General features: G+C 69.1%; 18 protein-coding genes. 7 read left to right on the top strand and 11 right to left on the bottom strand.

Annotation, left to right across the window (positions count from 1 at the left end):
• Positions 1-85: 85 nt before the first annotated feature.
• The 6 genes from rplI to ACFWE2_RS14605 all read right to left on the bottom strand — a co-directional run bounded on the left by rplI (position 86) and on the right by ACFWE2_RS14605 (position 7,225).
• Positions 86-535, bottom strand: coding sequence for a 50S ribosomal protein L9 (gene rplI, locus ACFWE2_RS14630; RefSeq protein ID WP_377224962.1), 450 nt, complete (start codon positions 533-535; stop codon positions 86-88).
• Positions 536-552: 17 nt separating this feature from the next.
• Positions 553-789 (bottom strand): 30S ribosomal protein S18, encoded by a 237-nt coding sequence (rpsR, locus tag ACFWE2_RS14625; protein ID WP_116673133.1) that lies wholly within the window; start codon positions 787-789, stop codon positions 553-555.
• A 79-nt stretch (positions 790-868) separates the two neighbouring features.
• Positions 869-1,411, bottom strand: a complete 543-nt coding sequence (locus tag ACFWE2_RS14620; protein WP_377224961.1) for a single-stranded DNA-binding protein — start codon at positions 1,409-1,411, stop codon at positions 869-871.
• A 110-nt stretch (positions 1,412-1,521) separates the two neighbouring features.
• Positions 1,522-1,812, bottom strand: coding sequence for a 30S ribosomal protein S6 (rpsF, locus tag ACFWE2_RS14615; RefSeq protein WP_207775488.1), 291 nt, complete (start codon positions 1,810-1,812; stop codon positions 1,522-1,524).
• A 213-nt stretch (positions 1,813-2,025) separates the two neighbouring features.
• On the bottom strand, positions 2,026-4,455 hold the full coding sequence (locus ACFWE2_RS14610) for a transglycosylase domain-containing protein (protein WP_377224960.1): 2,430 nt from the start codon (positions 4,453-4,455) through the stop codon (positions 2,026-2,028).
• A gap of 331 nt (positions 4,456-4,786) precedes the next feature.
• Positions 4,787-7,225 carry a transglycosylase domain-containing protein gene (locus ACFWE2_RS14605; protein ID WP_377224959.1) on the bottom strand — a complete coding sequence of 813 codons (2,439 nt, stop codon included), beginning with the start codon at positions 7,223-7,225 and terminating at the stop codon, positions 4,787-4,789.
• A 461-nt stretch (positions 7,226-7,686) separates the two neighbouring features.
• Between ACFWE2_RS14605 and ACFWE2_RS14600 the strand changes: the two genes are divergently transcribed.
• The gene (locus ACFWE2_RS14600) at positions 7,687-8,334 is read left to right on the top strand and encodes a PadR family transcriptional regulator (protein ID WP_377224958.1); all 648 of its coding nucleotides are present in this window, start codon (positions 7,687-7,689) and stop codon (positions 8,332-8,334) included.
• Entirely contained in the window at positions 8,331-9,422 is a 1,092-nt protein-coding gene (locus ACFWE2_RS14595; protein WP_377224957.1) for an inositol-3-phosphate synthase, read from the top strand. Before ACFWE2_RS14600 ends, ACFWE2_RS14595 begins: the two co-directional genes overlap by 4 nt.
• 96 nt (positions 9,423-9,518) lie before the next feature.
• Here ACFWE2_RS14595 and ACFWE2_RS14590 read toward each other — a convergent pair whose 3' ends face one another.
• The gene (locus ACFWE2_RS14590) at positions 9,519-13,541 is read right to left on the bottom strand and encodes a carboxypeptidase regulatory-like domain-containing protein (protein ID WP_377224956.1); all 4,023 of its coding nucleotides are present in this window, start codon (positions 13,539-13,541) and stop codon (positions 9,519-9,521) included.
• 487 nt (positions 13,542-14,028) lie between these two features.
• On the opposite strand from ACFWE2_RS14590, the gene ACFWE2_RS14585 reads away from it, so the two are divergent.
• Complete coding sequence (locus ACFWE2_RS14585; RefSeq protein ID WP_377224955.1) at positions 14,029-14,985, top strand: winged helix-turn-helix domain-containing protein; 957 nt, start codon at positions 14,029-14,031, stop codon at positions 14,983-14,985.
• A gap of 33 nt (positions 14,986-15,018) precedes the next feature.
• Here the strand turns inward: ACFWE2_RS14585 and ACFWE2_RS14580 are convergent, their stop codons facing one another.
• The gene (locus ACFWE2_RS14580) at positions 15,019-16,362 is read right to left on the bottom strand and encodes an MATE family efflux transporter (protein WP_377224954.1); all 1,344 of its coding nucleotides are present in this window, start codon (positions 16,360-16,362) and stop codon (positions 15,019-15,021) included.
• A gap of 346 nt (positions 16,363-16,708) precedes the next feature.
• On the opposite strand from ACFWE2_RS14580, the gene dnaB reads away from it, so the two are divergent.
• Positions 16,709-18,523, top strand: a complete 1,815-nt coding sequence (dnaB, locus tag ACFWE2_RS14575; RefSeq protein WP_377224953.1) for a replicative DNA helicase — start codon at positions 16,709-16,711, stop codon at positions 18,521-18,523.
• Between the two features lie 9 nt (positions 18,524-18,532).
• On the opposite strand, the gene ACFWE2_RS14570 is transcribed toward dnaB, so the two are convergent.
• Positions 18,533-19,369, bottom strand: a complete 837-nt coding sequence (locus ACFWE2_RS14570; protein WP_377224952.1) for a helix-turn-helix transcriptional regulator — start codon at positions 19,367-19,369, stop codon at positions 18,533-18,535.
• Positions 19,370-19,477: 108 nt separating this feature from the next.
• On the opposite strand from ACFWE2_RS14570, the gene ACFWE2_RS14565 reads away from it, so the two are divergent.
• Both ACFWE2_RS14565 and ACFWE2_RS14560 read left to right on the top strand, forming a co-directional pair.
• Entirely contained in the window at positions 19,478-19,912 is a 435-nt protein-coding gene (locus tag ACFWE2_RS14565; protein WP_377224951.1) for an ester cyclase, read from the top strand.
• Between the two features lie 180 nt (positions 19,913-20,092).
• Positions 20,093-21,253, top strand: coding sequence for an AI-2E family transporter (locus tag ACFWE2_RS14560; protein WP_377224950.1), 1,161 nt, complete (start codon positions 20,093-20,095; stop codon positions 21,251-21,253).
• A 12-nt stretch (positions 21,254-21,265) separates the two neighbouring features.
• Here ACFWE2_RS14560 and ACFWE2_RS14555 read toward each other — a convergent pair whose 3' ends face one another.
• Positions 21,266-21,730, bottom strand: a complete 465-nt coding sequence (locus tag ACFWE2_RS14555) for a GNAT family N-acetyltransferase (RefSeq protein ID WP_377224949.1) — start codon at positions 21,728-21,730, stop codon at positions 21,266-21,268.
• Complete coding sequence (locus tag ACFWE2_RS14550) at positions 21,727-22,407, bottom strand: Type 1 glutamine amidotransferase-like domain-containing protein (RefSeq protein WP_377224948.1); 681 nt, start codon at positions 22,405-22,407, stop codon at positions 21,727-21,729. The genes ACFWE2_RS14555 and ACFWE2_RS14550 overlap by 4 nt, the downstream gene beginning before the upstream one ends.
• Before the next feature lie 215 nt (positions 22,408-22,622).
• On the opposite strand from ACFWE2_RS14550, the gene ACFWE2_RS14545 reads away from it, so the two are divergent.
• Complete coding sequence (locus ACFWE2_RS14545) at positions 22,623-23,813, top strand: cellulose binding domain-containing protein (protein WP_377224947.1); 1,191 nt, start codon at positions 22,623-22,625, stop codon at positions 23,811-23,813.
• Positions 23,814-23,861: the final 48 nt, after the last annotated feature.

The following is a 23,861-nucleotide window of genomic DNA, read 5'->3' as shown; positions in this document are numbered from 1 at the left end:
CCCACAGGGGAAGCCGGGGCCTTACGCGATCACGCGATCACGCGATCACGCGATCACGCGATCAGACAGGCAACCGAGCGTCAGCTCAGCCGGCGACGACCTTCACACCGATCTTGGCCGACACCTCAGGGTGCAGGCGGATCGACACGGTGTAGTCGCCGGTCGACTTGATGGACTGACCGATCTCGATCTTGCGCTTGTCGACGGACGGGCCGCCGGCGGCGGAGACCGCACCGGCGATGTCCGCCGTTGTCACCGCACCGAACAGACGGCCACCGGGGCCCGCGTTCGCCGCGACGACGACCGGCTTCGCGGACAGCGAGCTGGCCAGGGCCTTCGCCTCGTCCAGCGAGGCGATCTCGCGGCTCTTGCGAGCCTTGCGGATCGCGTTGATGTCGGACTCGGCGCCCTTGGTCCAGGGCGTCGCGAGCGAACGCGGGATGAGGAAGTTACGGGCGTACCCGTCCTTCACCTCAACCACGTCGCCGGGCTCACCCAGGCCGGTCACCTCGTGGGTCAGGATCAGCTTTGCCATTGTTCTCGATCCCTTCCTCAGCGAGCCGTGGACGTGTACGGCAGCAGGGCCATCTCGCGGGCGTTCTTCACGGCCTTCGCGATCTGACGCTGCTCCTGCACGGAGACACCAGTGACACGACGCGCACGGATCTTTCCGCGGTCAGAGATGAACTTGCGCAGGAGCGCCGTGTCCTTGTAGTCGATGTTGTGGATCTTCGCCGACTTGAGCGGGTTGATCTTCTTCTTGGGCTTGCGCACCACAGGCTTCGCCATGGTGTTGCTCCTTCGTCAGGTGCTGCTCACTCGGCCTGGCGGGCCGTACGAGCAAAAAGAATGAACGTGGGGATGTCGATCAGAAGGGCGGGTCGTCCGAGAACGAACCACCGGACGACGCCGGGCCTGCCGTGGCCCACGGGTCGTCATTGCTCTGACCGCCACCGGAAGAACTGAATCCTCCACCGGAGCCGCCGCCCTGCTGGGCACCGCCACCGTTGAAGCCGCCGCCGCCACCGAAGCCGCCACCACCGGACCGCTGGGCCCGGGTGACCTTGGCCGTGGCGTAGCGCAGGGAGGGACCGATCTCGTCCACCTGCAGCTCGACAACGGTTCGCTTCTCGCCCTCACGGGTGTCGTAGGAGCGCTGGACCAGGCGACCTTGCGCGATGACGCGCGTGCCCTTGGTCAGCGACTCCGCGACGCTCTCCGCGGCCTCACGCCAGATCGAGCAGCGCATGAACAGGGTCTCCCCGTCCTTCCACTCGTTGCTCTGGCGGTCGAACGTCCGCGGGGTCGACGCCACCGTGAAGTTGGCGACCGCAGCACCTGAAGGGGTGAAGCGCAGCTCCGGGTCCCCGGTGAGGTTCCCGATCACTGTGATGACAGTTTCACCAGCCATGCCAATTCCTCGATTCAGTCGACGTTCCGTACGCGGTATCCGGGTTCGCGGTGAATGCAACCACGAGACACTGACACTCGCGCGGGCGAAGAGGGGTCAGTTCGGACGACTCACTTGTCGCCGGTGCGCAGGATCTTGGTCCGGAGCACGACCTCGTTGAGGCCGAGCTGACGGTCCAGCTCCTTGGCGGTGGCAGACGTCGCGGTGAAGTCGACCACGGCGTAGATGCCCTCGGACTTCTTCTGAATCTCGAAGGCCAGACGGCGGCGCCCCCAGATGTCCACCTTGTCGACAGAGCCGCCCTCGGTCGTGATGACCGACAGGTACTTGTCGAGCGACGGGGCAACGGTGCGCTCCTCGACCTCCGGGTCAAGGATCACCATCATTTCGTACTGACGCATGTGTATACCCACCTCCTCTGGTCTCAGCGGTCACGGTCGTTCCGTGACAGGAGGGTTCACAGCAAGGGCCAAGCCTACCCGCCATGTGGACGACGGCGGAATCGAACGGGCGAGAGGCCCCTCACACCCGAGATCTCGGCAATCTGGCGACGGCCGAGGGCCGCCTCCAGCAGGAGACGGCCCCTCGGTCACGGGGTCAGGGGAGGGCGAGCGTCAGCCGCCACCACCACCGCCGCCACCGCCACCGCCGCCTCCGCCGCCACCACCGCCCGTCGGTTCACCGGTCGGGAAGCCGATGTCGCCCGGTCCGGACGAGACGATCACCTGCACCGGGCTGCCGACAGGCACCTCCGTACCCTCGGTCGGGTTGACCTGCATGACCACGCCCTGCTCGACGTCCTCGGACGCCTGGTACTGGATGGCGGGCCTGAGCCCGGCGTTCCGGAGCTGGTTGCGCGCGTTGTTCTCGTCGCCGCCGACCAGGCCGCCCGGCACCCTCGTCATCTCGTCACGAGGTCCGGTCGAGACCTCGACCCGGATGCCCGTGCCACGAGGAACCTCCTGGCCCTCGTGCTGCACCGAGAGCACCGTCCCGGCGGGCTGATCGTTCTCGACCTCCACCGGCACCGGGTCAAGACCCAGCTCGTACAGCACCGCCGCGACCCCGTTGTACTGCTGCCCGACGAGCCCGACCGGGACCTCGACCTTGTCCGGGGTGGGCGTCGGCGTGGGCGACGGCGTCGGCGTGGGGGAAGGGGACGGCAGGGGCGGCACGTAGTCCGGGAAGGGCACGACCTCCATCTTCCCGGTGATCTTCTTCATGTACTCGGTCCAGGCCCAGACCGGCCAGGTGCCACCGGTCAGGCTGCCGCCCGCCCACTCGCCGAACGGCGTGATCGGCGCCTGACCCTTGTTGTCCGGCGTCGACTGGTAGAGGCCGACGACCGTCGAGACCTGCGGGATGTAGCCGGCGAACCAGGCCGACATGTTCTTGTTGGTGGAACCGGTCTTGCCGGCGACCGGACGCGGGTTGCCGTCCGGAGCGAGGAGCTCCTGCGCCGGCTTGCCCGACCCCTCCTCGACCACCTTCTGCAGCGCGTAGGTGGCCTTGGACATCACCTCGGGATCGATCATGTTCGGCTCCGGCGTGCCGTTCCACTCGTAGCGGGTCAGCTCGCCGTCCTTCACGGAGTTGACGATGTGCGGCGTCGTCCGGGTACCCATCGCGGCGAACGTCGCGTAGGCGCCCGCGAGGTCCACGGCGCGCACCGTTGAGGTGCCGAGCACGTTGGACAGCTCGGCGTTCGTATCCCCCTTGGGGATCCCCGCCCGGATCGCGACGTCCTGGGTCTTCTTCGCCCCGATCTCCACGTTGAGCTGCGCGTAGACCGTGTTCACTGAGTTCGCCGTCGCGTCGATCAGGTCGATGTCGCCGAACGACTCACCGCCGGGCTCGGTGCCGAAGTTGGTGAGCTCCACCTCGGGGCCGCCCGCCTCCTTGGTCCAGCCGTCGATCTGCATCGGGCTGTTTCCCGTGTAGTACTCGTTGAGCTCGTGCCCGTCCTCGAGCGCGCCGATCAGGGTGAACGGCTTGAACGTGGAGCCGCCCTGCGCCTTGCCGTCGGTGGCGGCGTTGAACTGCTTCTCCGCGTAGTCCGCGCCGCCGTACAGGGCGCGGATCGAGCCGTCCTTGGGGTCGACCGACACGATGGAGACGCCGAGGTCCTTCGATGCTGCGTTCTCACCCTTGTACGGGATGGTCCGCGCCGTCTCGACCGCGGCCTTCTGCCAGTTCGGGTTGATGGTGGTGTGGATCTCATAGCCGCCCTTCATGAGATCCTCCTCGGTGATCTCCGACCTGGCGGCAAGCTCCTTGCGGACCTCTTCGAGCAGGTACCCCACCTGGCCGGCACGCGACACCGGCTTGTACTCGATCGGCTCGGGGAACGTGGCCGAGTTGCGCTCCTCCTGGGTGATGAGGCCCTGCTCGGCCATGTTCCGCAGGACGCGAGCCCACTTCTCCTCGGCGACGGCACGCGACCCCTCGCCGAAACGCGGGTCCCAGTACGACGGCGACGGGATGATCCCCACCAGCATCGCGGTCTCCGAGACGGTCAGCTCCGCGGCAGGCTTGTCGAAGTACGCCTTCGCGGCAGCCTCGAAACCGTAGGCGCCGCGGCCCAGATAGATGCTGTTGACGTAGCCCTCGAGAATCTCGTCCTTCGACTTCTCCCGGTCCACCTTGATGGCCAGGATGATCTCGCGGAACTTGTCCGCGTAGGAGGTCTGGCCGGGCTTGAAATAGGTGTTCTCCACGTACTGCTGCGTCAGCGTCGACGCACCCTGCCGGGTACCGCCGGTCACGTTGCTGACGAAGGCACGGACGATACCAACGGGGTCGACACCGAAGTGGTTCTCGAAGTTCTGGTCCTCCGACGCGAGCACAGCCGCGGGTATGTGCGGCGGCAGCTCGTCGAGGGGCCGGATCGTGCGGTCCACCGCCGCGAACGTGCCCATCACCTTGTTGTTCACGTAGTAGACGGTGGTGGTCTCCGAACCGATCTCCTCGTTCTCGGCGGGGACCGGCCAGCCGATCCATCCCGCCACGAAGACGCCCACCACGAGCGACATACCGGTCAGCATGGTGCCGACGACAACTCGCCACGACGGGACCCAGGCGCGAATCCCCGTCCGGTACGGCCGCGGGTAGTTCCAGACAGCTCGCCGTCGTCGGGGAGTTTGCGGCCAGATCGGAGAAGGACTCCTGTTCGCCACGTCTTCCTCGTTCCTCGTATCGGTCCAGTGATCGCACTGGGCCGTGGAAACGATAGAGGATCGATGTTCGCGGCAAGTAGTACAAACGCGGTTTCTCTGTGTACGCACCGTGTTCGAGCAGGGGCATCAACCGCATTTCACCCGGCCCGACGACGGGCTCGGCCGGCGCCGGCCGAGCCCGTCGTCGCGGGTCACCGACCTACCCGAAGATGCCGCCCCCGTTGCCACCGGACGGATCATCGGATGGGTCCCCGCTGCTCTCCTCGGGCCCGGTCGAGACAACGAGCGTCACCTCGCTGCCCACCGGTACCTCGGTCCCCTCGCCGGGGTCGACCGAGATGACCCGACCCTCCGGCACGGTGTCGGACGGCTGCTCCTGGACGACCGGCGTCAGCTCGGCGGCCTTGAGCTGTCCCTCCGCGGAGCCCTGCTGCTGGTTCGTCAGACCCCAGGGCACCGTGGTGGTCTCCTCCTCGGCGGCGGACCCGTTCGAGACCTGGACCCGGATGGTCGTGCCGACCTCGACCTCCTGGCCCGCCTGGGCCACTTCGAGCACGGTGCCGGCCGGCTGGTCGCTGTCCACCTCCACCGGCCCGGGCACGAGCCCCAGACCGGCGAGCGCCGAGACGGCGTTGGGGTACTGCTCGCCGACGAGGTTGTCGGGGACGACGACCATCTCCACCTCGGGCTCCTCCGACTGGGTGGCCGAGGGAGAGGACGACGGCGACGGCGGCGCTTCCGGAACGGGCGGCGTGTACTCGGGGAACTTCTCGATCTCCATGCCCGCTGTCGCCTTGTTCATGTAGGCGGTCCAGGCCTTGGCGGGCCAGGAGCCACCGGTCATCCACTCGTAGCCGCCGAACGGCTGGACCTGCTCGTAGGTGTTCTTCTCGATGTCGTACTGGTACAGGCCGACCACCGTGGTGAGCTGCGGCACGAAGCCGGCGAACCACGCCGACTCGGTCTGCTGGGACGAGCCCGTCTTGCCCGCCACCGGGCGGGGGGTCACGCCGTCGGGGCCCATGAGCTTCTGCGCTTCCACGCCGGACCCCTCCTGGACCACCTTCTCCAGCGCGTACGTCGTCGCGGCCATCACGTCTGGCTCGAACACCTTCTGGCGGGTGGTGTCACCCTCGTCGACGACGACGTCTCCGCTCTTCACCTCGGTCACCAGGTGCGGCGTGGTGCGGTAACCCTGCGCGGCGATCGTCGAGTAGGCGTGGGCGAGGTCGACGTTGGTGACGTAGTCCGTGCCGAGCACGTTCGCCAGGTTGTTCCTGATGACGCAGCAGTCGTTCGTCTCCTCGTTGTCGTCAGGCCGCGGGATACCGAGGTCGTAGGCGACCTGAGCCGTCTTGTCCGGCCCGATCTCCTTGTTGAGCTGGCCGTACACCACGTTGACCGACTGCGCCGTCGCGTCCGCGAGGTCGATCCACCCGTACGACTTGTTGTCGAAGTTGCTCAGCGGGACGTCCGGGCCGTCAGGCTCGGTCTTCCAGCCCTCGATGGTCATGCCGTTCGTGCTGTCGTACTTCTTGGTGAGCGGTACGCCCTCCCGTAGCGCGCCGATCAGCGTGAACGGCTTGAACGTCGAGGCGCCCTGCGCTCGGAAGGTCGCGGCGTTGGTCGGGTAGTCCGAGTAGTTCGGCCCGCCGTACATCGCCTTGATCTCACCGGTCTGCGGGTCGATCGACGTCAGTGACGCACGCGTGGAGTCGTCCGCGTCCTCGGGCAGCTTCATCGTCTCGTAGGCGGCGGCCTGCATCTTGCGGTCGATCGACGTGCGGATCTCGTAGCCGCGCGTCGTGAGCTGGTCCTCGGAGATGCCGGGGCCGACGGGATCTGGCTGGGCAAGCTCTCTCGCCACCTGCTCCAGCAGGTAGGCGGTCCGGTTGTCGCCCGACCCCTGCTTGTACTCCTGGAGCTTCGGGAACTCCGCGCTGTTCCGTTCCTCCGCGGTGATGTAGCCGTTCTCCACCATCAGGTTCAGGGTGCGGTTCCAGCGGTTCTCGGCCTGCTGCTGGGCGCCCTCGCCCTGTCGGGGATCCCAGTAGGTGGGGTTCGGGACGATGCCCGCGAGGAAGGCCGCCTGGGAGATGGTCATCTCCTTGGCCGAGTGCCCGAAGTACGCCTTGGACGCCGCCTCGACGCCATAGGCGCCTCGGCCCAGGTAGATCGTGTTGAGGTAGCCCTCCAGGATCTCGTCCTTCGACTTGTCCCGGTCCACCTTCAGCGCCAGCACGAGCTCGCGGAGCTTGTCGGCGTAGCTCGACTGGCCCGCGACGTAGTAGGTGTTCTCGACGTACTGCTGGGTCAGCGTGGACGCGCCCTGTCGCGCACCGCCCGTGAAGTTGTTGAGCGCCGCGCGGACGATGCCCACCAGGTCGATACCCGGATGGCTCTCGAACTTCGAGTCCTCCGACGAGATCACCGCCTGCCCGATGTACGGGGGCAGCTCGGACAGCTTCATGATCGTGCGGTCCTGGGCCGCGAACTTTCCGATGGGCGTGCCGTCCGAGTAGTACACGGTGGTCGTCTGCGACCCGACGTCCGGGTTCTCGTCCGGCACCTCCCACCCGAACCATCCGGCCACGAGGACGCCGGCCACGAGCGACGTGCCCGTCAGGAAGGTGCCCACGACGACCCGCCACGACGGGACCCACGCGCGGAGCCCGGTGCGGTAAGGGCGGGGGTAGTTCCAGATTCCCTGCCGCCGTCGGGGAGTGTGCGGCCAGATCGGAGGGGGACTCCAGTTGGACACGTCAGCCTCTTCCTCGGTTCGACTTGCGCCCGTCGCCTGCGGTCGAGACTTGCCACGGCGGACAAACCGAAACCATAGGGGATCACCCGCGTGCACTAATAGCCCGAAACCGCTCCCCGCACCCGCGCATCGACACTTCCCCCAGGGTCAGCCCAGTCCGTCTGCCCCTGCTTCACATTTCATCCACCACCGAGCTGACGGCGGCGGCACCGGAGCGACGGATTGCGCACCACGATTCCCCGTGCTTATTCTCCGATGTATCGACTCGATACATCGGGTCGTCGATCGGGACTGGATCCGACCGGAGGACCAGGGTCGAGCTCGGGAAGGAGGCCGCCGTGCGCAGTCGGTCCGACGTGCTGGAGACCGCCGTCCTCGGCCTGCTCAACGAGTCCCCGCTGCACGGGTACGAGCTCCGTAAGCGCCTCAATCTTGTGCTCGGCTCGTTCCGCGCCTTCTCCTACGGCACGCTCTACCCGGCCCTCAAGACCCTGGTCACCCGCGGTCTGATAGCGACGACGGAGAGCGATCCGCCGCCGGCCCCGCCACGCAGGACCAAGCCGGTGATACCCGGCCGCACCACCAAGCCCAAACCCCTCGGCCGACGCCGCGTCGTCTACGAGCTGACCGCCGAGGGCAAGGAGCACCTCCAGACCGTTCTGGCCACCGCCGGCCCAGCGGCCTGGGAGGACGACAACTTCGACGTCCGGTTCGCGCTCTTCGCGCAGACCGACGCCGAGACCCGCCTCCGCGTCCTCGAAGGTCGGCGCATCCGGCTGACCGAACGACTGGAGGCGTACCGCCAGGCCGCGGCGCACCCGCGTTCACGGCTCGACGAGTACGCACTCGAGCTCCAGCGGTTCGGGCTCGAGAAGGTCGAGCGCGAAGTGCACTGGCTCGACGGCCTCATCTCCACGGAACGGGGTCGTGCTGCGGCGCCACCCCGCCCATCGCAGCAAGACCAAACGAAGAAGGAGCGAGGATGACCTCCATCCGCGTGGGCATCGTCGGCGTAGGAAACTGCGCCTCGTCCCTGGTCCAGGGCGTGCACTACTACCGTGACGCCGACCCGGCGAGTACCGTCCCGGGCCTCATGCACGTGCAGTTCGGCGACTACCACGTGTCGGACCTCGAGTTCGTCGCGGCGTTCGACGTCGACGCGAAGAAGGTCGGCTTCGACCTGGCCGAGGCCATCAACGCGTCGGAGAACAACACCATCAAGATCGCCGACGTGCCGCCCACCGGCGTGACCGTCCAGCGTGGTCCGACGCTCGACGGCCTCGGCGACTACTACCGCGCCACGATCGACGAGTCCACGAAGGACGCCGTCGACGTGGTGGCCGCGCTGCGCGAGGCCGAGGTCGACGTGCTGGTCTGCTACCTGCCGGTGGGTTCGGAGGAGGCCGCCAAGTTCTACGCGCAGTGCGCGATCGAGGCGGGCGTCGCGTTCGTCAACGCCCTGCCCGTGTTCATCGCGTCCGACCCGGAGTGGGCCAAGAAGTTCGAGGACGCGGGCGTGCCGATCGTCGGCGACGACATCAAGTCGCAGGTCGGCGCCACCATCACGCACCGAGTGCTGGCCAAGCTGTTCGAGGAGCGCGGCGTCGTCCTGGACCGCACCTACCAGCTCAACGTGGGCGGCAACATGGACTTCAAGAACATGCTGCAGCGCGACCGCCTCGAGTCCAAGAAGCTCTCCAAGACGCAGGCGGTGACGTCCAACCTCAGCGGGCCCCTTGCCGGCAAGAAGGAGGACCGCAACGTCCACATCGGTCCGTCGGACTACGTGGCGTGGCTCGACGACCGCAAGTGGGCGTACGTGCGCCTCGAGGGCCGCGCGTTCGGCGAGGTGCCGCTCAACCTGGAGTACAAGCTCGAGGTCTGGGACTCCCCGAACTCGGCGGGCATCATCATCGACGCGGTGCGTGCGGCGAAGATCGCGAAGGACCGCGGCGTCGGCGGCCCGATCCTGTCCGCGGCCACCTACTTCATGAAGTCCCCGCCGGTGCAGATGGAGGACACCGCGGGCCGCGCCCAGCTCGAGGCCTTCATCCGCGGCGAGGTCGAGCGCTGACGCGGTAGAGCGGTCCGCGAGGTAGAGCGACTGTCCGGGTCTCCCTGAGCAGCTCAGGAAGACCCGGACAGTCGCTCTACTTCGGCGAGCTCTGGGCTACTTGAGCGGGTCCAGCTCGAAGTCGGTCACGACGTTCTTGCCCGCCGTCACCTTCGCGGAGCCGACCTGCGGGACGTACCCGTTGGCCGTCGCGATGATCTGAGCGGTGCGCTCAGACTTGTCGAACCAGTACTCGTACTTGCCGTCGGCCCCCGTGACCAGGGTGACCTTCGAGAAGTAGCCGTTGAGCTGGACCACCGAGTCCCCGAGCGACACGACGCCGTCAGGCGTGAAGCCGCCGACGGTGCCGGAGAGCTTGCCCCAGCTCTTCGGCGGGTTGATCTGCATGGACACGTCCACCGACGGGGCGTCGTAGGGCGTCGCGGCGTCGGCCACGAGCTTGCCGGTGAACGTACCCGGCTGGGCCACCACACCGTTCAGGGTCGCGGTGATGGTCTTGCTCTGGCCCGGTGCGAGCGTGAACTCGGCAGGGGTCGTCGTCACCCAGTCCATGCTGCCGCCGCCGGCGGTGTCACCGGAGACGTTCATGACGATGTGCATGTCGGGCCAGCCGATGGAGTCCGTCGTCGCCGGCTCCGGGAGCGAGCAGTCGGCGGCCGAGAGGTACGACGGCGCGCTCTGCCCCGCACCGTTGGACCCGATGTAGAAGACACCACCGTTCGCCTGCTGGTTGGCCGAGACGATCTCGACGACGAGCGTGGAGCCGGCCGGCACCTCGCCCGTCACGGGCACCGAGATCATCGTCAGGGTCGAGGCCGGGATGGTGACGTCGGCCGTCCCGATCTGCGTCAGGTTGGCGAACGTGAGGGCGCCCTCCAGGGTGTGGAGCTTGACGGTCAGGGTCTGCGCCGTCGCCTGCTCCACCCCGAAGGAGACCTCCGAGACCTCGAAGTCACCGTCGATGCCGAAGTCGCTCAGCGTGAACGTCCGGAAGAAGTGGTTCTCCGTGGTCCCCGCCAGGCCACCGCACGAGGCCGAGCTGAGCTCGACGATCTCCTGCGACGTCGAGTGGGTGATGGTCGTGGCGTTGGGCGACACCGGGATGGACTCCGGCGTCACGGCCTTGCCCGTCGTCCCCTTGCCCGCGGCCTGGAGCCGCGTACCCGAGGAACCGAACGACCCGCCGACCTTTGCCGACGGCTTCGTGGACTCGGCGACGGTCGCCTCGCCCTGCGGGTGCTGGATGACGGCGGCGCCCTCGGCCCCCAGGATGTCGAACCCGCCACCGGTGCCGACCAGCTCGACGTCGGCCGGCGCGGTGCCCTCGTTCTTGACCGTGAACCGCTTCGTGGTGGAGCTGCCCAGCGGGAGCGTCGTGCTGATCGAACCGGTGCTGACGGCGAGCTTGCCCGCCGCGAGCGCCGCGTCGAACGTGCCGGTGCCCTCCGGTTCGAGGGTGACGGTGCCCGACTCGGACTCGTAGTCCGGCGCCGTGATCTCGACCGTGTAGTCGCCGGGCAGGGCGATGGCCGAGTAGGTGCCGTCCGTCTGCGAGGTGGCGGTGCGGGTTACGCCCTCGGCGGTCGCCGTGACGGTGGCACCCTTGACAGGGTCACCCGTGTTGAGGTCGGTGACGGTGCCCTCGAGGAACGCGAGGACCGGCGCCGTGTAGGTGATGGTCAGCCCCGAGGAGATCGCGGCGGTGTTGTTGGAGTACTGCATGCCGACGGTGCCGTTGGCGTTCTCGATACCGATCGACGCCGAGCTGCCCTTGGCGGTGTCGGTGTCCGTCACGTCGCCGTAGCCGAAGATCGCGGTGCCGTCGGCGACGAGGGTGACGGAGAAGTTGAGCCGGTCGGAGGCGGGGCTGTACTTGCGCACGTTGCGCCACTCGAGGACGAACGCGTCCTCGCCGTCGACCGTCGTCGTGCCCGTGTAGAGGCCCGACTCGGCGTCGATGAGCAGGTCGTCCCAGAAGGGGTACAGGGCGGCGTTCGGTGCAGCGCTGCTCGGGATGGGACCGTTCGCGTAGCTCGTCGTGGCGGCCAGGAAGTTCAGGTGGCCGTTGGAGGTGACGAACGCGGTGTCGTAGCTCTCGCCGTAGAAGGGGAAGGCGAAGGGCAGGTCGAGCGACGTCTGTGCGTCGTCGCCGGTGAGCGACGTCTTGGTGTCGCCCTGCCGGTAGTCGCCGGTCGACGTGGCGCAGGAGTAGCCGAAGTCGTCGGTCACCGCGGTGATCTCGACCGGCACGTCCTTCGCGCCGTCGACCACGACGTCGGCCTCGTAGGTGGAGGCACAGCCGCCCATCTCGACGGTCAGCGGGTAGGTGCCCTCGGGGACGTCGGCGAAGGCGAAGGTGCCGTCCGTGCCGGTTGTGGTGTCCTCGAAGTGGCTGCCGAGGCTGACCGGGGCGCCCGCGACCGGGTCGCCCGACCCGGCGAAGGTGACGGTACCCGTCACAGCGTGCGACGGGGCGGCCTCGAGCGTGATCGGCACGTCGACGGTGCCGTCCTCGGTGACGGCAGCCGGGGTCGGCTCCGAGGGCAGGAACCCGAAGGCGGACGCGGACACCGCGTAGTCGCCGGTGGGGACGCGCGCGCTGAAGGTGCCGTCCTCGTCGGTGCTGACGGTGCGGTCGCGCTCGCCGTCGACCGTGACGTCGGCGCCGGAGATCGGGGCGCCGTCGGCGTCGGTCACGGTGCCGTTGACGTAGCCGGTCGCGCCGATCGGGGCCGCGTCGATGAGGGCGGCGACGTCGAGCTTGCCCTCGCCCCACACGTTGTTGTCGTCGGCGGTGCCGCCGCAGGTGGTGTCGTTGGTGTCGACCGCTGCCTCGTCGAGCAGGGCCTGGGTGCCCTCGATGTCACCGATGAGGGCGGGCGCCGCGCTCCACAGCAGGGCCACCGCTCCGGCGAGGTGCGGGGCCGCCATGGACGTGCCGTTGAAGGCCGCGTAGCCGTCACCAGGGACCGAGGAGCGCACGTTCACGCCAGGGGCCGCGATGTTGGGCTTGACCAGGCCGTCCTCGCCGGCGCCGCGGGACGAGAAGCCGGCGATGGCGCCGTTCACGTCGAACGCGCCGACCGAGTAGGAGCCGGTGTTGGCGCCGGGGGACGACGTCGTCGTGCAGCCGGGGCCGGAGTTGCCGGCGGACCAGGTGCCGAAGATGCCCGCGGCCTCCCAGGCCTCGGTGGTGTCGGTGTACCAGTCGTCGATGCTGCCGGCGGCCGTGAGGCCCCACGAGTTGTTGACGATGTTGGGCCGCTTCGACGGGTCGGGGTCGCTGCCGTCCGTCTTGGTCGGGGCCACGATCCACTGCCCGGACGAGAGCAGGGCGGCGTCCGAGCAGCTGTCGCAGCCGTTCGTGGCGATCCAGTCGGCGCCGGGGGCGACACCGATCTGGTTGCCGTTGCCGTCGTCGCCGACCATCGTGCCGATGGTGTGCGTGCCGTGACCGTTGTCGTCGAACGGCTCCTCGGCCGAGCCGGAGGTGTCCTGCCAGTTGTAGTCGTTCACGACCGTGCCGTCGGCCTGCTTGCCGCGGTACTGGTCGGCAAGGGCCGGGTGGTCGTACTGCACGCCGGTGTCGATGTTCGACACGGTGATGCCCTCGCCCGTGTAGCCCATCTCCCAGACCTCGGGCGCGTTGATGGCGTCCAGACCCCACTCGACGGCAAGGGTGCCCTTGTCGCTGACGTCGGTGCGCTTGACCGGCTCGACCAGGTTGAGCTGCACCGTCTCGCTGATCCGCTGGACCTCGCCGCTCTTGGCGAGCTTGTCCGCCAGCGCCAGCGTGCCGTCCTGGACGAGGATCCGGTTGCTGATCCAGTAGCTCTCGTAGTCGGCGCCCGCAGCATCGAGCTGCTTGATCAGGCTCGCCTGGGACGCCTCGGCGGTGCTGGTGAGAGCGTCGTAGACCCGCTGCCCCCGCTCGTCCCAGTTCGTGATGCCCCTGGCGTCGGTCAGGTCCGCCTCGTCGGCCATCTCGACCCAGAAGTCGGCGGTCTTGCGCTCGGCCAGCATCTCCCTCGCGAAGTCGGTGAACTTGTCCTCGGGATCGGCCGCCACGGCCTTCGTGGTCGTCGCGGCCACGGCCGGGGACGTTCCTGCGAACGCCACCGGGGCGACGCTCAGAGCTGATGTCGCGACGAGCGCGAGAACCGCTGTGGCGGTTGTCGAGCTCCGTGCGAGAGCAGTTCGACGATGCATGAACCCTCCATTACCCGGCGCACCCACGACTCCGGATGCGCTTGGACGGACCACGGTCGTGGGCCATCACCAACCGTCGTTTGCGCAGGTCAGGGCAACAAGGTCCGTTCACGGTCAGGTGACGGTCACTTCTCGGTCAAAACGCGGTCGAGGGGAGGGCGGTCGTCCGTGTCAACGGCTGTGGCAGAAATTCACCCGTTCGGCGCGCAAATTCACCCTTTCCGGGTTATCTGTGGCGTAAAAATGCCAACCGGGCGGGAATGTGTCATTTCCGGCACGCAACGCGTAGGTAACGAAAAATTGACCTCATTGGTACGGGCCGAGGACAAACTGGCGCGCGCTGGCTGGTTTCCACCCGGTAAGTACCGAACGGCCCCATCCACGGAGGGTGAAGCACGTGACGCTCGACCTCGCACCAGGTTCCGCCCCCGGCCTCGTCGTCTGCGTTGGCCTGCCCTCGGACCAGATCATCGAGATCGCCCATCTGCTCCGTGGCCGTGCGACGGTGCTCGCCACACCCGATGCGGAGGGTGCCCGCGCCGTCCTCGGCGACCACGCGGCACCCCGGCGTCCCGCCGACGCTCCGCGCGTCCTCGGCGCGCAGCCCGAGCGGTACGACAACCCCGGCCCGACGGAGGACCAGACCTACGGCCGGCACCTGCCAGAGCGTCCCGCCGACCGGCATCCCGAGAGCGACAACTTCACCGAGGCGCCGGTGCTCGTCGCGGCCGAGAGCCGGTCGACAGCGCTGTCCTCGGCCAGGCCCGCACCGTTGCCCGGCGTGGCCGACGCCGGAGCCGCCGACCGCCGCGGACGGTTCCGGCCGGCGTCGGGCAGCGTTCTGGCGCCGCCGGTGCTCCGCGCGACCGGCCCGGCACCGATCCGTCCGGAACTTGGGTACGCGGCAGCCACCACGGCGGCTCGTGCCACCGTGCGAGCCGACGGTCCGGTTCCGGAGCCCGGCCTGGACGGAGGCGCCGGTGCCCTGCGGGACCGGTCCGGCAGTGCTCCCGCCGTCAGCCGATCGATCCCGATGACCGCCCCGCCGACGCTGGAACCACTCGTGGCCGGGCCGCTGCTCGTCGACCTGGCCGGCCGGGAGGTCATCGCACTGGGCCGGCGCGTGTACCTGTCGGCGCGGGAGTTCGACCTGCTCGCGACCCTCGCCCTGGAGGCGGGCCGGGTCTGGTCGTTCGCCGAGCTCACCGCACGCGTCTGGCAGCTGCCGTACCTCGGCGACTCCGACCCGGTGACGTCTGCGGTGAAGCGGCTGCGCAAGCGGCTGGCGCCGGTCCGTGACGTGGAGGTCGCCTCGGTGCGCGGCGTGGGCTACCGGCTCAGGGTGCGGGCCTGACGGTCCGGTCAACGAACCGGCCGGGGCGCAGGGTCACGCCCCCGTCACCAGCCACCGGTCGCCCCGCGCACGCCATCCGGTGGTGACGGCGCGTGCCGCCATGAAGACACCGGCGAACGCGAGCCAGAGCCAGGCGAGACCCCGTGCGCCGTCCGGCCCCCACACGGAGACCGCGAGCGCGAACGGGAGGTAGACCGCCAGCGTCACCAGGCCGGCCCACGCCAGGTAGCGACCGTCGCCCGCGCCGATGAGGACTCCGTCCAGCACGAAGACCCAACCCGCCATCGGCATGAGCACGCCGCAGACCGCTGCGCCGAGGGCGATCGCGACGCGTACTTCGGGATCGGGCGAGAACAGCGGCGCGATCCACCAGCCGGCCGCCGCGAGGACCAGACCGATCAGCGCCCCGGCGCCGACGCCCCACCGCAGGCAGCGGCGCAGCACCAGGCGCACGTGCCCGACGTCGCCTGCGCCGAGCCCGTGACCGACCAGGGCCTGCGCCGCGATGGCGAGCGCGTCGAGCGCGAACGCGGCAAGCCCCCACAGGGAGCTCACGACCTGGTGCCCGGCCAGCGCGACGGCGCCGAGGTCGGTCGCCACGACCACGGTGAGCAGGATCGCGGCTCGCAGGCTGAGGGTGCGGATCACCAGCGGCACGCCGGCCCTGGCCCCCGAGAGGATGCCCGACCTGTGCGGACGCAGGCTCGACCCACGAGCCCGTGCGCCCCGCACCACTATCACCCCGAGCACCGCCGCCATGAGGACCTGGGTGATGGCCGTCCCCAGGCCCGAGCCCGCTATCCCCATGCCCGCGCCGTAGACGAGCGCGAAGTTCAGGCCGACGTTGAGCAGTGCGCCGGAGGCCGCGACGACCAGCGGGGTCCGTGTGTCGCGCAGGCCGCGGAGAACGCCGGTCGCGGCCTGGACCACGAGCATCCCGGCGAGGCCGGGCGCCGACCAGCGCAGGTAGGTCACGGCATGCTGCGCGACGTCGCCGTGCGCGCCCAGGGCGGTCACCGTCAGGGGGGCGGCGAGCAGGAGGGCGGCGCCGAGTACGACACCGATCCCGAGCGCGAGCCACATCCCGTCGATGCCGGACTGCAGCGCCTCGCGCTCCTTGCCCGCGCCGGTGAGCCGGGCGACCGACGCGGTGGTCGTGTACGCGAGGAAGATGCACAGCCCGACGAGCGTCAGGAGCACGTTGCTCGCGAGCGAGAGACCGGCGAGCTGGGCCGTGCCGAGATGCCCGACCACCGCGCTGTCCACGAGCACGAAGACGGGTTCGGCGACGAGCGCACCAAGGGCTGGCACCGCGAGGGCGAGGATCTCCCGGTCGATGGATCGCCGAAGACCCGGAGTGTGGCGCGGCTCGCCCAACTTTCTTTCCTCCACAGGCTGGGGGTTACGTCGATGCAGGTCAGAGGGGATGGTGATGTTTTACACAGGGGTTATCCACAACTGGGGACAGGGTTGTCCACCCACTGTGCACAGCCCTGGGCCACCTTTCCACATGGATGTGCACAGGCTCGTCCACAGGTCTCATTGCGTTCGGGTCCGCAGGGGCTTAGCGTCAGCGGGACCCACCAGCGGGCCGGCCGGGGCGAGGCTGTCACACACGACACAAAGGCGTGTCGGGCCCGAGGTCCCGGGGCGTGTCAGTGGCGGGGAGTAGAACAGGTGTAGGACGTCGGTCGAGCGCACGCGCAGCGTGCACCACGATGTCATGAGACGTGGAAAGCAGGAGGTGCGGATGTCGGTCGAGGAGCTGGAGTCGAGCTATTCGGGACGGCCGGGCCTCGACCGCACCCCGCCGCAGGACGTCGCCGCCGAGATGAGCGTGCTGGGCGGCATGCTGCTGTCCAAGGACGCGATCGCCGACGTGATCGAGCAGATCCGCGGCAACGACTTCTACCGGCCGGCGCACGAGGCGATCTACGACGCGATCATCGACCTCTACGGTCGCGGCGAGCCGGCCGACGCCATCACGGTGCTCGCCGAGCTCCAGCGCCGGGGCGAGCACGCGCGTGTCGGCGGCGCCCCGTACCTGCACGACCTCATGGCCGGCGTGCCGACGGCGGCGAACGCCGGCTACTACGCACGGATCGTCCGCGAGCGCGCGATCATGCGCCGCCTCGTGGAGGCCGGCACCCGCATCGTGCAGATGGGCTACGCCACCGACGGTGGCGAGGTCGACGACGTCGTCAACAACGCGCAGGCCGAGGTCTACGCGGTGACCGAGCGCAGGGCGTCGGAGGACTACCTGCCGCTGGCCGACATCATCGGACCGACCTTCGACGAGATCGACGCCGCCCAGGGCCGCGGTGAGGGACTCACCGGCGTTCCGACCGGGTACTCGGACTTCGACCGCCTGACGAACGGCCTGCACGGCGGCCAGATGATCGTCGTGGCGGCCCGACCTGCTGTCGGTAAGGCACTGGCACTCGATACACCGCTACCGACACCGTCCGGCTGGACGACCATGGGCGAGGTCGCCGTCGGCGACATGCTCCTGGCTGCTGACGGCACTCCCACCAGGGTGGTCGCGGCCACCGAGGTCATGAAAGGCCGCCCTTGCTACGAGGTGGAGTTCGACGACGGCACGGTGATCGTCGCGGACGCTCAGCACCAGTGGGCCGTCGGCGCGGCAGCAGACGCCCAGATCCTGACGACCGAGGAGATGGCCGGAAAGCTTGGTGGTGGCACCGAGCTGGACATCGGCCCAGGACATGAGGGTGCGCCGCGCGTCTTCGGAGTCGCCTCAGTTCGGCCGATCGATTCGGTGCCCGTGCGTTGCGTCGAGGTGGAGAACCCGTCGCATCTGTACCTGGCGAGCCGGTCGATGGTCCCGACCCACAACTCGGTGCTGGGAATCAACGTCGCCTCTCACGCGGCCATTCACCACAACCTGGCCTCGGTCATCTTCTCCCTGGAGATGAGCCGCAACGAGATCGTCATGCGAATGCTCGCCGCCGAGGCGCGCGTACCGCTGACCAAGATGCGTAGCGGCAACATGGACGACGGCGACTGGCAGAAGCTCGCCGCCACCATGGGCAAGGTGTCGGACGCCCCGCTCTTCATCGACGACTCGCCGAACATGTCGCTGATGGAGATCCGTGCGAAGTGTCGGCGGCTCAAGCAGAAGCACGACCTCAAGCTCGTGGTCATCGACTACCTCCAGCTCATGTCGTCCGGCAAGCGCGTCGAGTCGCGTCAGCAGGAGGTCTCCGAGTTCTCGCGTTCGCTCAAGCTGCTCGCGAAGGAGCTCGAGGTGCCCGTCATCGCCATCTCGCAGCTGAACCGTGGCGCTGAGCAGCGCAGCGACAAGAAACCACAGATGTCGGACCTTCGTGAGTCGGGCTCGATCGAGCAGGATGCCGACGTCGTGATCCTGCTCCACCGCGAGGACGCCTACGAGAAGGAGTCGCCGCGCGCCGGCGAGGCGGACCTGATCGTGGCCAAGCACCGTAACGGCCCCACCGACGTGATCACCGTGGCGTTCCAGGGCCACTACCAGCGGTTCGTGGACATGCAGGTGTGAGCCGCTCCGTCAGCTGAACTGCTGGAGGCCGACCGTCGCCAGGAGCTCGACCTGCCCGGCAGCCTCGCTGCCGGGAGCGGCAGTGTAGACAAGCAGGCGCAGGTCGCTGTCGCGGACGGTCAGGATGTCGCACTCGAGGGTGATCGGCCCGATGTCCGGGTGCAGGAAGGTCCTGCTGACCGGCGCGGGCTGCGGCGGCACGCGCTGCTCCCACAACTCCGCGAACTCAGGGCTCGCCTTCTGAAGGTCGGTGATGAGCCCCCGCAGCAGTGTGTCCTGCGGGTACCGCAGCCATGCCTCGCGGAGGTCGGCGACAACCTCCAGGCGCAGGAGCGGTTCCTCCTCGTCGGTCCGCACGTACCGGGTGGGCGTGTTCATGAACGTGGTCCACGCGAGGTTCTGCTCCCGGTGGGGCAGCACCGTCGTGTCACCGGTGAGCGCGTAGCCCATGGCGTTGGAGAGCACACACTGCCACGACGCGTCGACCACGGTGACGGGCGTGTCGGTCAGCCGGTCCAGGATGCGCTGCACGCTGGGCGTGATGTGGCGCTTGATCTGCCCCGGCAGCGGCTCGGCCTGATCCGCCAGCCGGAACAGGTGCGCGCGCTCCTGGTCGGACAGCCGGAGCACCCGGGCCAGCGACATCAGCACCGGGCTCGACGGCTGCCCGGCACGCCCCTGCTCCAGGCGGGCGAGATACTCCACCGAGAGGCCCGCGAGCTCCGCGACCTCCTGCCGGCGCAGGCCCAGAACACGGCGCCGTGGACCCGCGGTCAGGCCCGCCTCGGCGGGCGAGACCCTGTCGCGCCACACACGCAGGCTGCCGGCGAGCTCTCGGGAGTTCACGACCACACCTCCAGTGGTACCACGGACCACGGCACGAAGGGTCGCCCTGTCAGTACGCCCCTCACGGGGTCCTTCTACCGCGGTCGCCGCGGAGCAAGACTCGTCGGCATGAGCACTGACACGACAGGAGCAGTTCCGCAGAACGCCGGCACGACGGCGGAGGAGCTGCGCGACTTCTACCGCCGCTACATCGAGCTAGCGAACAACCGCGACTTCGACCGCATGGACGAGTTCGCACACGACGAGGTCATCATGAACGGCACCCCGGTCTCCCGGGACGACATGGTGGCCGAGTTCCGCCGGCACACGAACGCCGTCCCCGACCTGCACTGGGAGGTCCAGGAGCTCCTGGTCGACGGCACCCACGTGGCGGCCCGCCTCGTCGACTCCGGCACGCCGGTCACCGAGTGGAACGGCCTCGCGCCCACGGGCGCGACCGTCACCTTCGCCGAGACCGCGTTCTACGAGGTCGTCGACGGCCGGTTCAAGCACATGTGGTACCTGATGGACGGCGTCGCGCTGCAGGCCCAGCTCGCTGCGTGACGACAGACACCCGCCGAGATCTGGTGGTCCCACCGAGATCTGGTCGTGCGCGACCAGATCTCGGCGCGGACACCAGATCTCGGCGCATCTGCGGGTGGGTCGGCGGGCGACCTGCCGAGTAGCGGACTACCGTCGGAGCAGGTCAGGCACCCCGCCGGAACCGCACAAGGAGGACAGCCGATGGGTCTTTTCGGCCGGCGCGCACCCCGCCCCCTGCCGGACACCGCACAGGAGCCCGCCCAGATCTCCCCCGCCGAGAGCGCCGCGTCCCGGCTCTGGTCCGACGGCTTCGGTCGTGTCGGCACGCGGTCGCTGCAGATTCTCGCGGTCGTCGCGGTCATCGCCGTCTTCGGGTTCGTGGGCACACGCCTGACGCTCGTCGTGATCCCCGTCCTGATCGCGCTCGTGCTGGCGGCGGCGATCTATCCGCTCGTCTCGTTGTTGCGCCGCCGCGGCCTGCCGTCGCTGCTCGCGACGTGGATCGCGCTGCTGGCCCTGGTCGCGCTGCTGACGGCGATCGTGTGGCTCGTCGTGCGAGCCGTCGTGGACCAGTGGGACGAGCTCCAGACCCAGGCGCTCGACGGTTTCGACTCCCTGCAGACCTACATCCAGGATCTGCCGTTCGAGATCACCGCCGAGCAGTTCGCCTCGGTGCGCGAGTCAGCCATGAACCTGCTCCAGTCGGACGCCTTCGGCTCCGGTGCCCTCGCGGGTGTCTCCCAGACCGCCGACTTCGTCGCCGGCTTCTTCATCATGATCGTCGTGCTGTTCTTCTTCCTGAAGGACGGCCCGGCGATGTGGGAGTTCCTGCTGCGGCCCTTCGAGGGCCACCGGTACGAGCGGGGGCAGCGCGTCGGCGCCGCCACGATCCGCACGCTCGGCGGCTACGTGCGCGGGACGGCGATCGTGGCGTTCGTCGACGCGGTCGGTATCGGGATCGGCCTCGCCATCGTGGGCGTCCCGCTCGTCATCCCGCTCTCCGTGCTCGTCTTCCTCCTCGCCTTCATCCCCCTGGTCGGAGCGACGGTGGCCGGCATCCTCGCGGCCCTGGTCACGCTCGTCGCGGTCGGGCCGGTCGAGGCGCTCGTCGTCGTAGCGATCGTCGTCGTCGTGAACCAGCTCGAGGGCGACTTCCTCCAGCCGATCGTCATGGGTCGGACCCTGCGCCTGCACCCGCTCGTCATCCTGTTCGCGCTGACCGCCGGGACGGTGCTCGTGGGCATCACCGGCGCCATCCTCGCCGTGCCGATCGCCGCGTCGATCTGGCGCGCGATCCAGGTGTGGGACGGGCCCGACCTGCCGGCCCGGTTCGCGCGGCAGAAGCGCTCCGAGACCGTCTGACCCGCGCAGGCCTCAGAGCTCACGGACGTAGCAGAGCATGCGGTAGTCCTCACCGGGCTGGATGTTGGTGAAGCCGTGTCGCTCGTAGAACCGCCGCGTGTCCACGTCCACCTCGTCGACATTGATGTGGATCTCTCCGCCGTGCACTGACCGGACGAGGTCGACAGCCGCGCTCAGCAGCGCCGTGCCGACGCCGCGGTCGCGCAGGTGCGGCTTGACGTAGAGCTCCTCGAGCTGTGCGAGCGGCCCGTCGTAGTAGGGCGTAGGGCGCAGCGTGAGGAAGGCGAAGCCGGTCGGGTCCTCACGACTCCCGGTGAGCAGGACGACGACGTCGTCGCGGTCGAGCAGGTTCGTGAAGCGGCCGGCGAACTCGTCCGCACCTGGCCCGTCGAAGGAGAACTCCTCGTTGAACTCCCACAGGAGCCGGCCCACGACCGCGGCCTCGGCGGAGGTGGCGCGAAGAACTGGATCGCTCATCGGGCCAGTGTGCCGCCAAGAAGCTTCCAGCTGCCCTCGGACACGACCTCGACGGACCCGTCGGCCACCACGAGGGCGGTCTCGTCGTCGATCGCGTACGCCGGTCCGTCGATCCCTGCCGCCCACCGCTCGGCGGCGGCCATCGTGTTGTACGGCAGCATCGGGTGGTCGACGTGCGGAAAGATCGAGAAGTCGACCGTCCCGAGCGTGGCGTCGCCGCCCGACGGCGGGGTCCATTCCACGAACCACTCCCCGATACGCGGGGTCATCACCATGCTGCCCGCGCTCATCCCCACGTAGACGGTCTCGGTCAGCGACGGCAGGAGGTCCGCGAACCCGGACTCCCGCATCCAGTGGTTCAGGTAGAGGGCGTCGCCGCCGGCCACCAGGAGGACGTCCGTCTCCAGGACCTTGGGAACCCAGAGGTCTTTGTCGATCGTGGGCAGCGCGGTCAGCTCGAGCACGCCCACCGACTTCCAGCCGAGCCCGGTCATGTCGTCGGACCGGCCGGTGATGAAGTTCCAGGCGTTGCGCCCCGGACCGACGGCCGGGTGCCCGTACAGCGCGGTGGGGATGCAGAGGGCGTCGCACTCGGCGACCGGCCGGCCCAGGAGGCCGAGCAGCGCGTCGTGGATGGCGGCGTTCCTGACGCCTGCGGAGGTGAGAAGCAGCCGCATGACTCTCCGTTCGGATGAGGAGGAGCTCGATGGCCGGTAGACGGCGGGGCGCCGCGGGAATCATCGCTGCCGCGTACCCGACTCCGGCGCGCTAACCGTTTAACCCCCTTCAGCCCGCCCGGCCTTTAACGATAAATTCGCCGCACCGTCGGACTTCGTCCGCCGATCCCGTCCTCGGCAGCGCGGCTGGGGACCCTGGTGAAGGGAGCGACACCATGCGACACCCCACTCCGTCCCGAGGCTGGCGGGTCCTGCTGGCGGCCTCAGCCGTCCTGCTCGCCCTCAGCGGGCTGCACGCACCCGCCTCCGCACTCCCCGAAGAGGTCGCCCCGGCGGCCGCCACCGCCGGCTGCGGCCAGCCCGCGGGCCTCGGCACCGGCAACCACACCATCACGAGCGGCGGGCAGTCCCGCACGTTCCGCCTCGACGTGCCCGCCGGGTACGACCCGAGCCGGGCGTACCGCCTGGTCGTGGGGCTGCACTGGTGGCACGGCACGTCGCAGGACGTGGTGAACCAGGGCTTCTACGGCCTGAAGCCGCTCGCGAGCAACAGCACGATCTTCGTGGCCCCGCAGGGCATCGACAACGCCTGGCCCAACACCAACGGCCGGGACGTCACGTTCGTGGACGATGTGCTGCGCACCCTCGACTCCGCGTTCTGCATCGACACGCGCCAGCGGTTCGCCACCGGCTTCAGCTACGGCGGCGGCATGAGCAACGCCCTGGCCTGCGCGCGTGCCGACGTGTTCCGCGCGGTCGCGGTCCTCAACGGCGCCCAGCTCTCCGGATGCGCGGGCGGCACCCAGCCCGTCGCCTACCTCGGCTCCCACGGCGTCACGGACAGCGTCCTGAACATCTCGCAGGGTCGTGCGCTGCGCGACCGCTTCCTGCGGAACAACGGGTGCCAGGCGCAGCAGGCTCCGGAACCCGCCGCGGGCAGCGGCACGCACACCAAGACCAGCTACACGTGCCGTGACGGCTACCCGGTCGTGTGGATCGCGAACGACAGCGACCACCAGTGGGACGCCAGGGACCGCGGGCAGTCGCAGTCGCACGTGCCGGGCGAGATCTGGCGGTTCTTCACGTCCCTGACGTCGACGACGCCGACGCCCACCGGCTCCTGCACGGCGACGTACCGCACCGTGAACTCCTGGCCCGGCGGCTTCCAGGGCGAGGTGACCGTCCGGGCCGGGGAGGCGCCGACGACGTCGTGGAGCGTGAGCTGGCGCTCGTCCGGTGAGCGCGTGGACCAGGTGTGGAACGGGACGGCGACGTCGCAGGGCGACCTCGTCGTCGTCCGGAACGCGGCGGAGAACGGCCGGCTCCCGGCCGGTGGCACCACGGCCTTCGGCCTGCTCGGCAGCGGCACACCACCGACGCCCGCTCTGACGTGCACGAGCTCCTGAGACAGTGAGCCGGCGACCGCCGGCCGGCCGCCGACCCGCACGTGGAGC

The sequence above is a fragment of the Promicromonospora sp. NPDC060271 genome (assembly GCF_042726755.1).
GTDB lineage: Bacteria > Actinomycetota > Actinomycetes > Actinomycetales > Cellulomonadaceae > Promicromonospora.
Note: the sequence above shows the minus strand (reverse complement) of the source record. Positions and strands in the feature narration are given on the sequence as shown.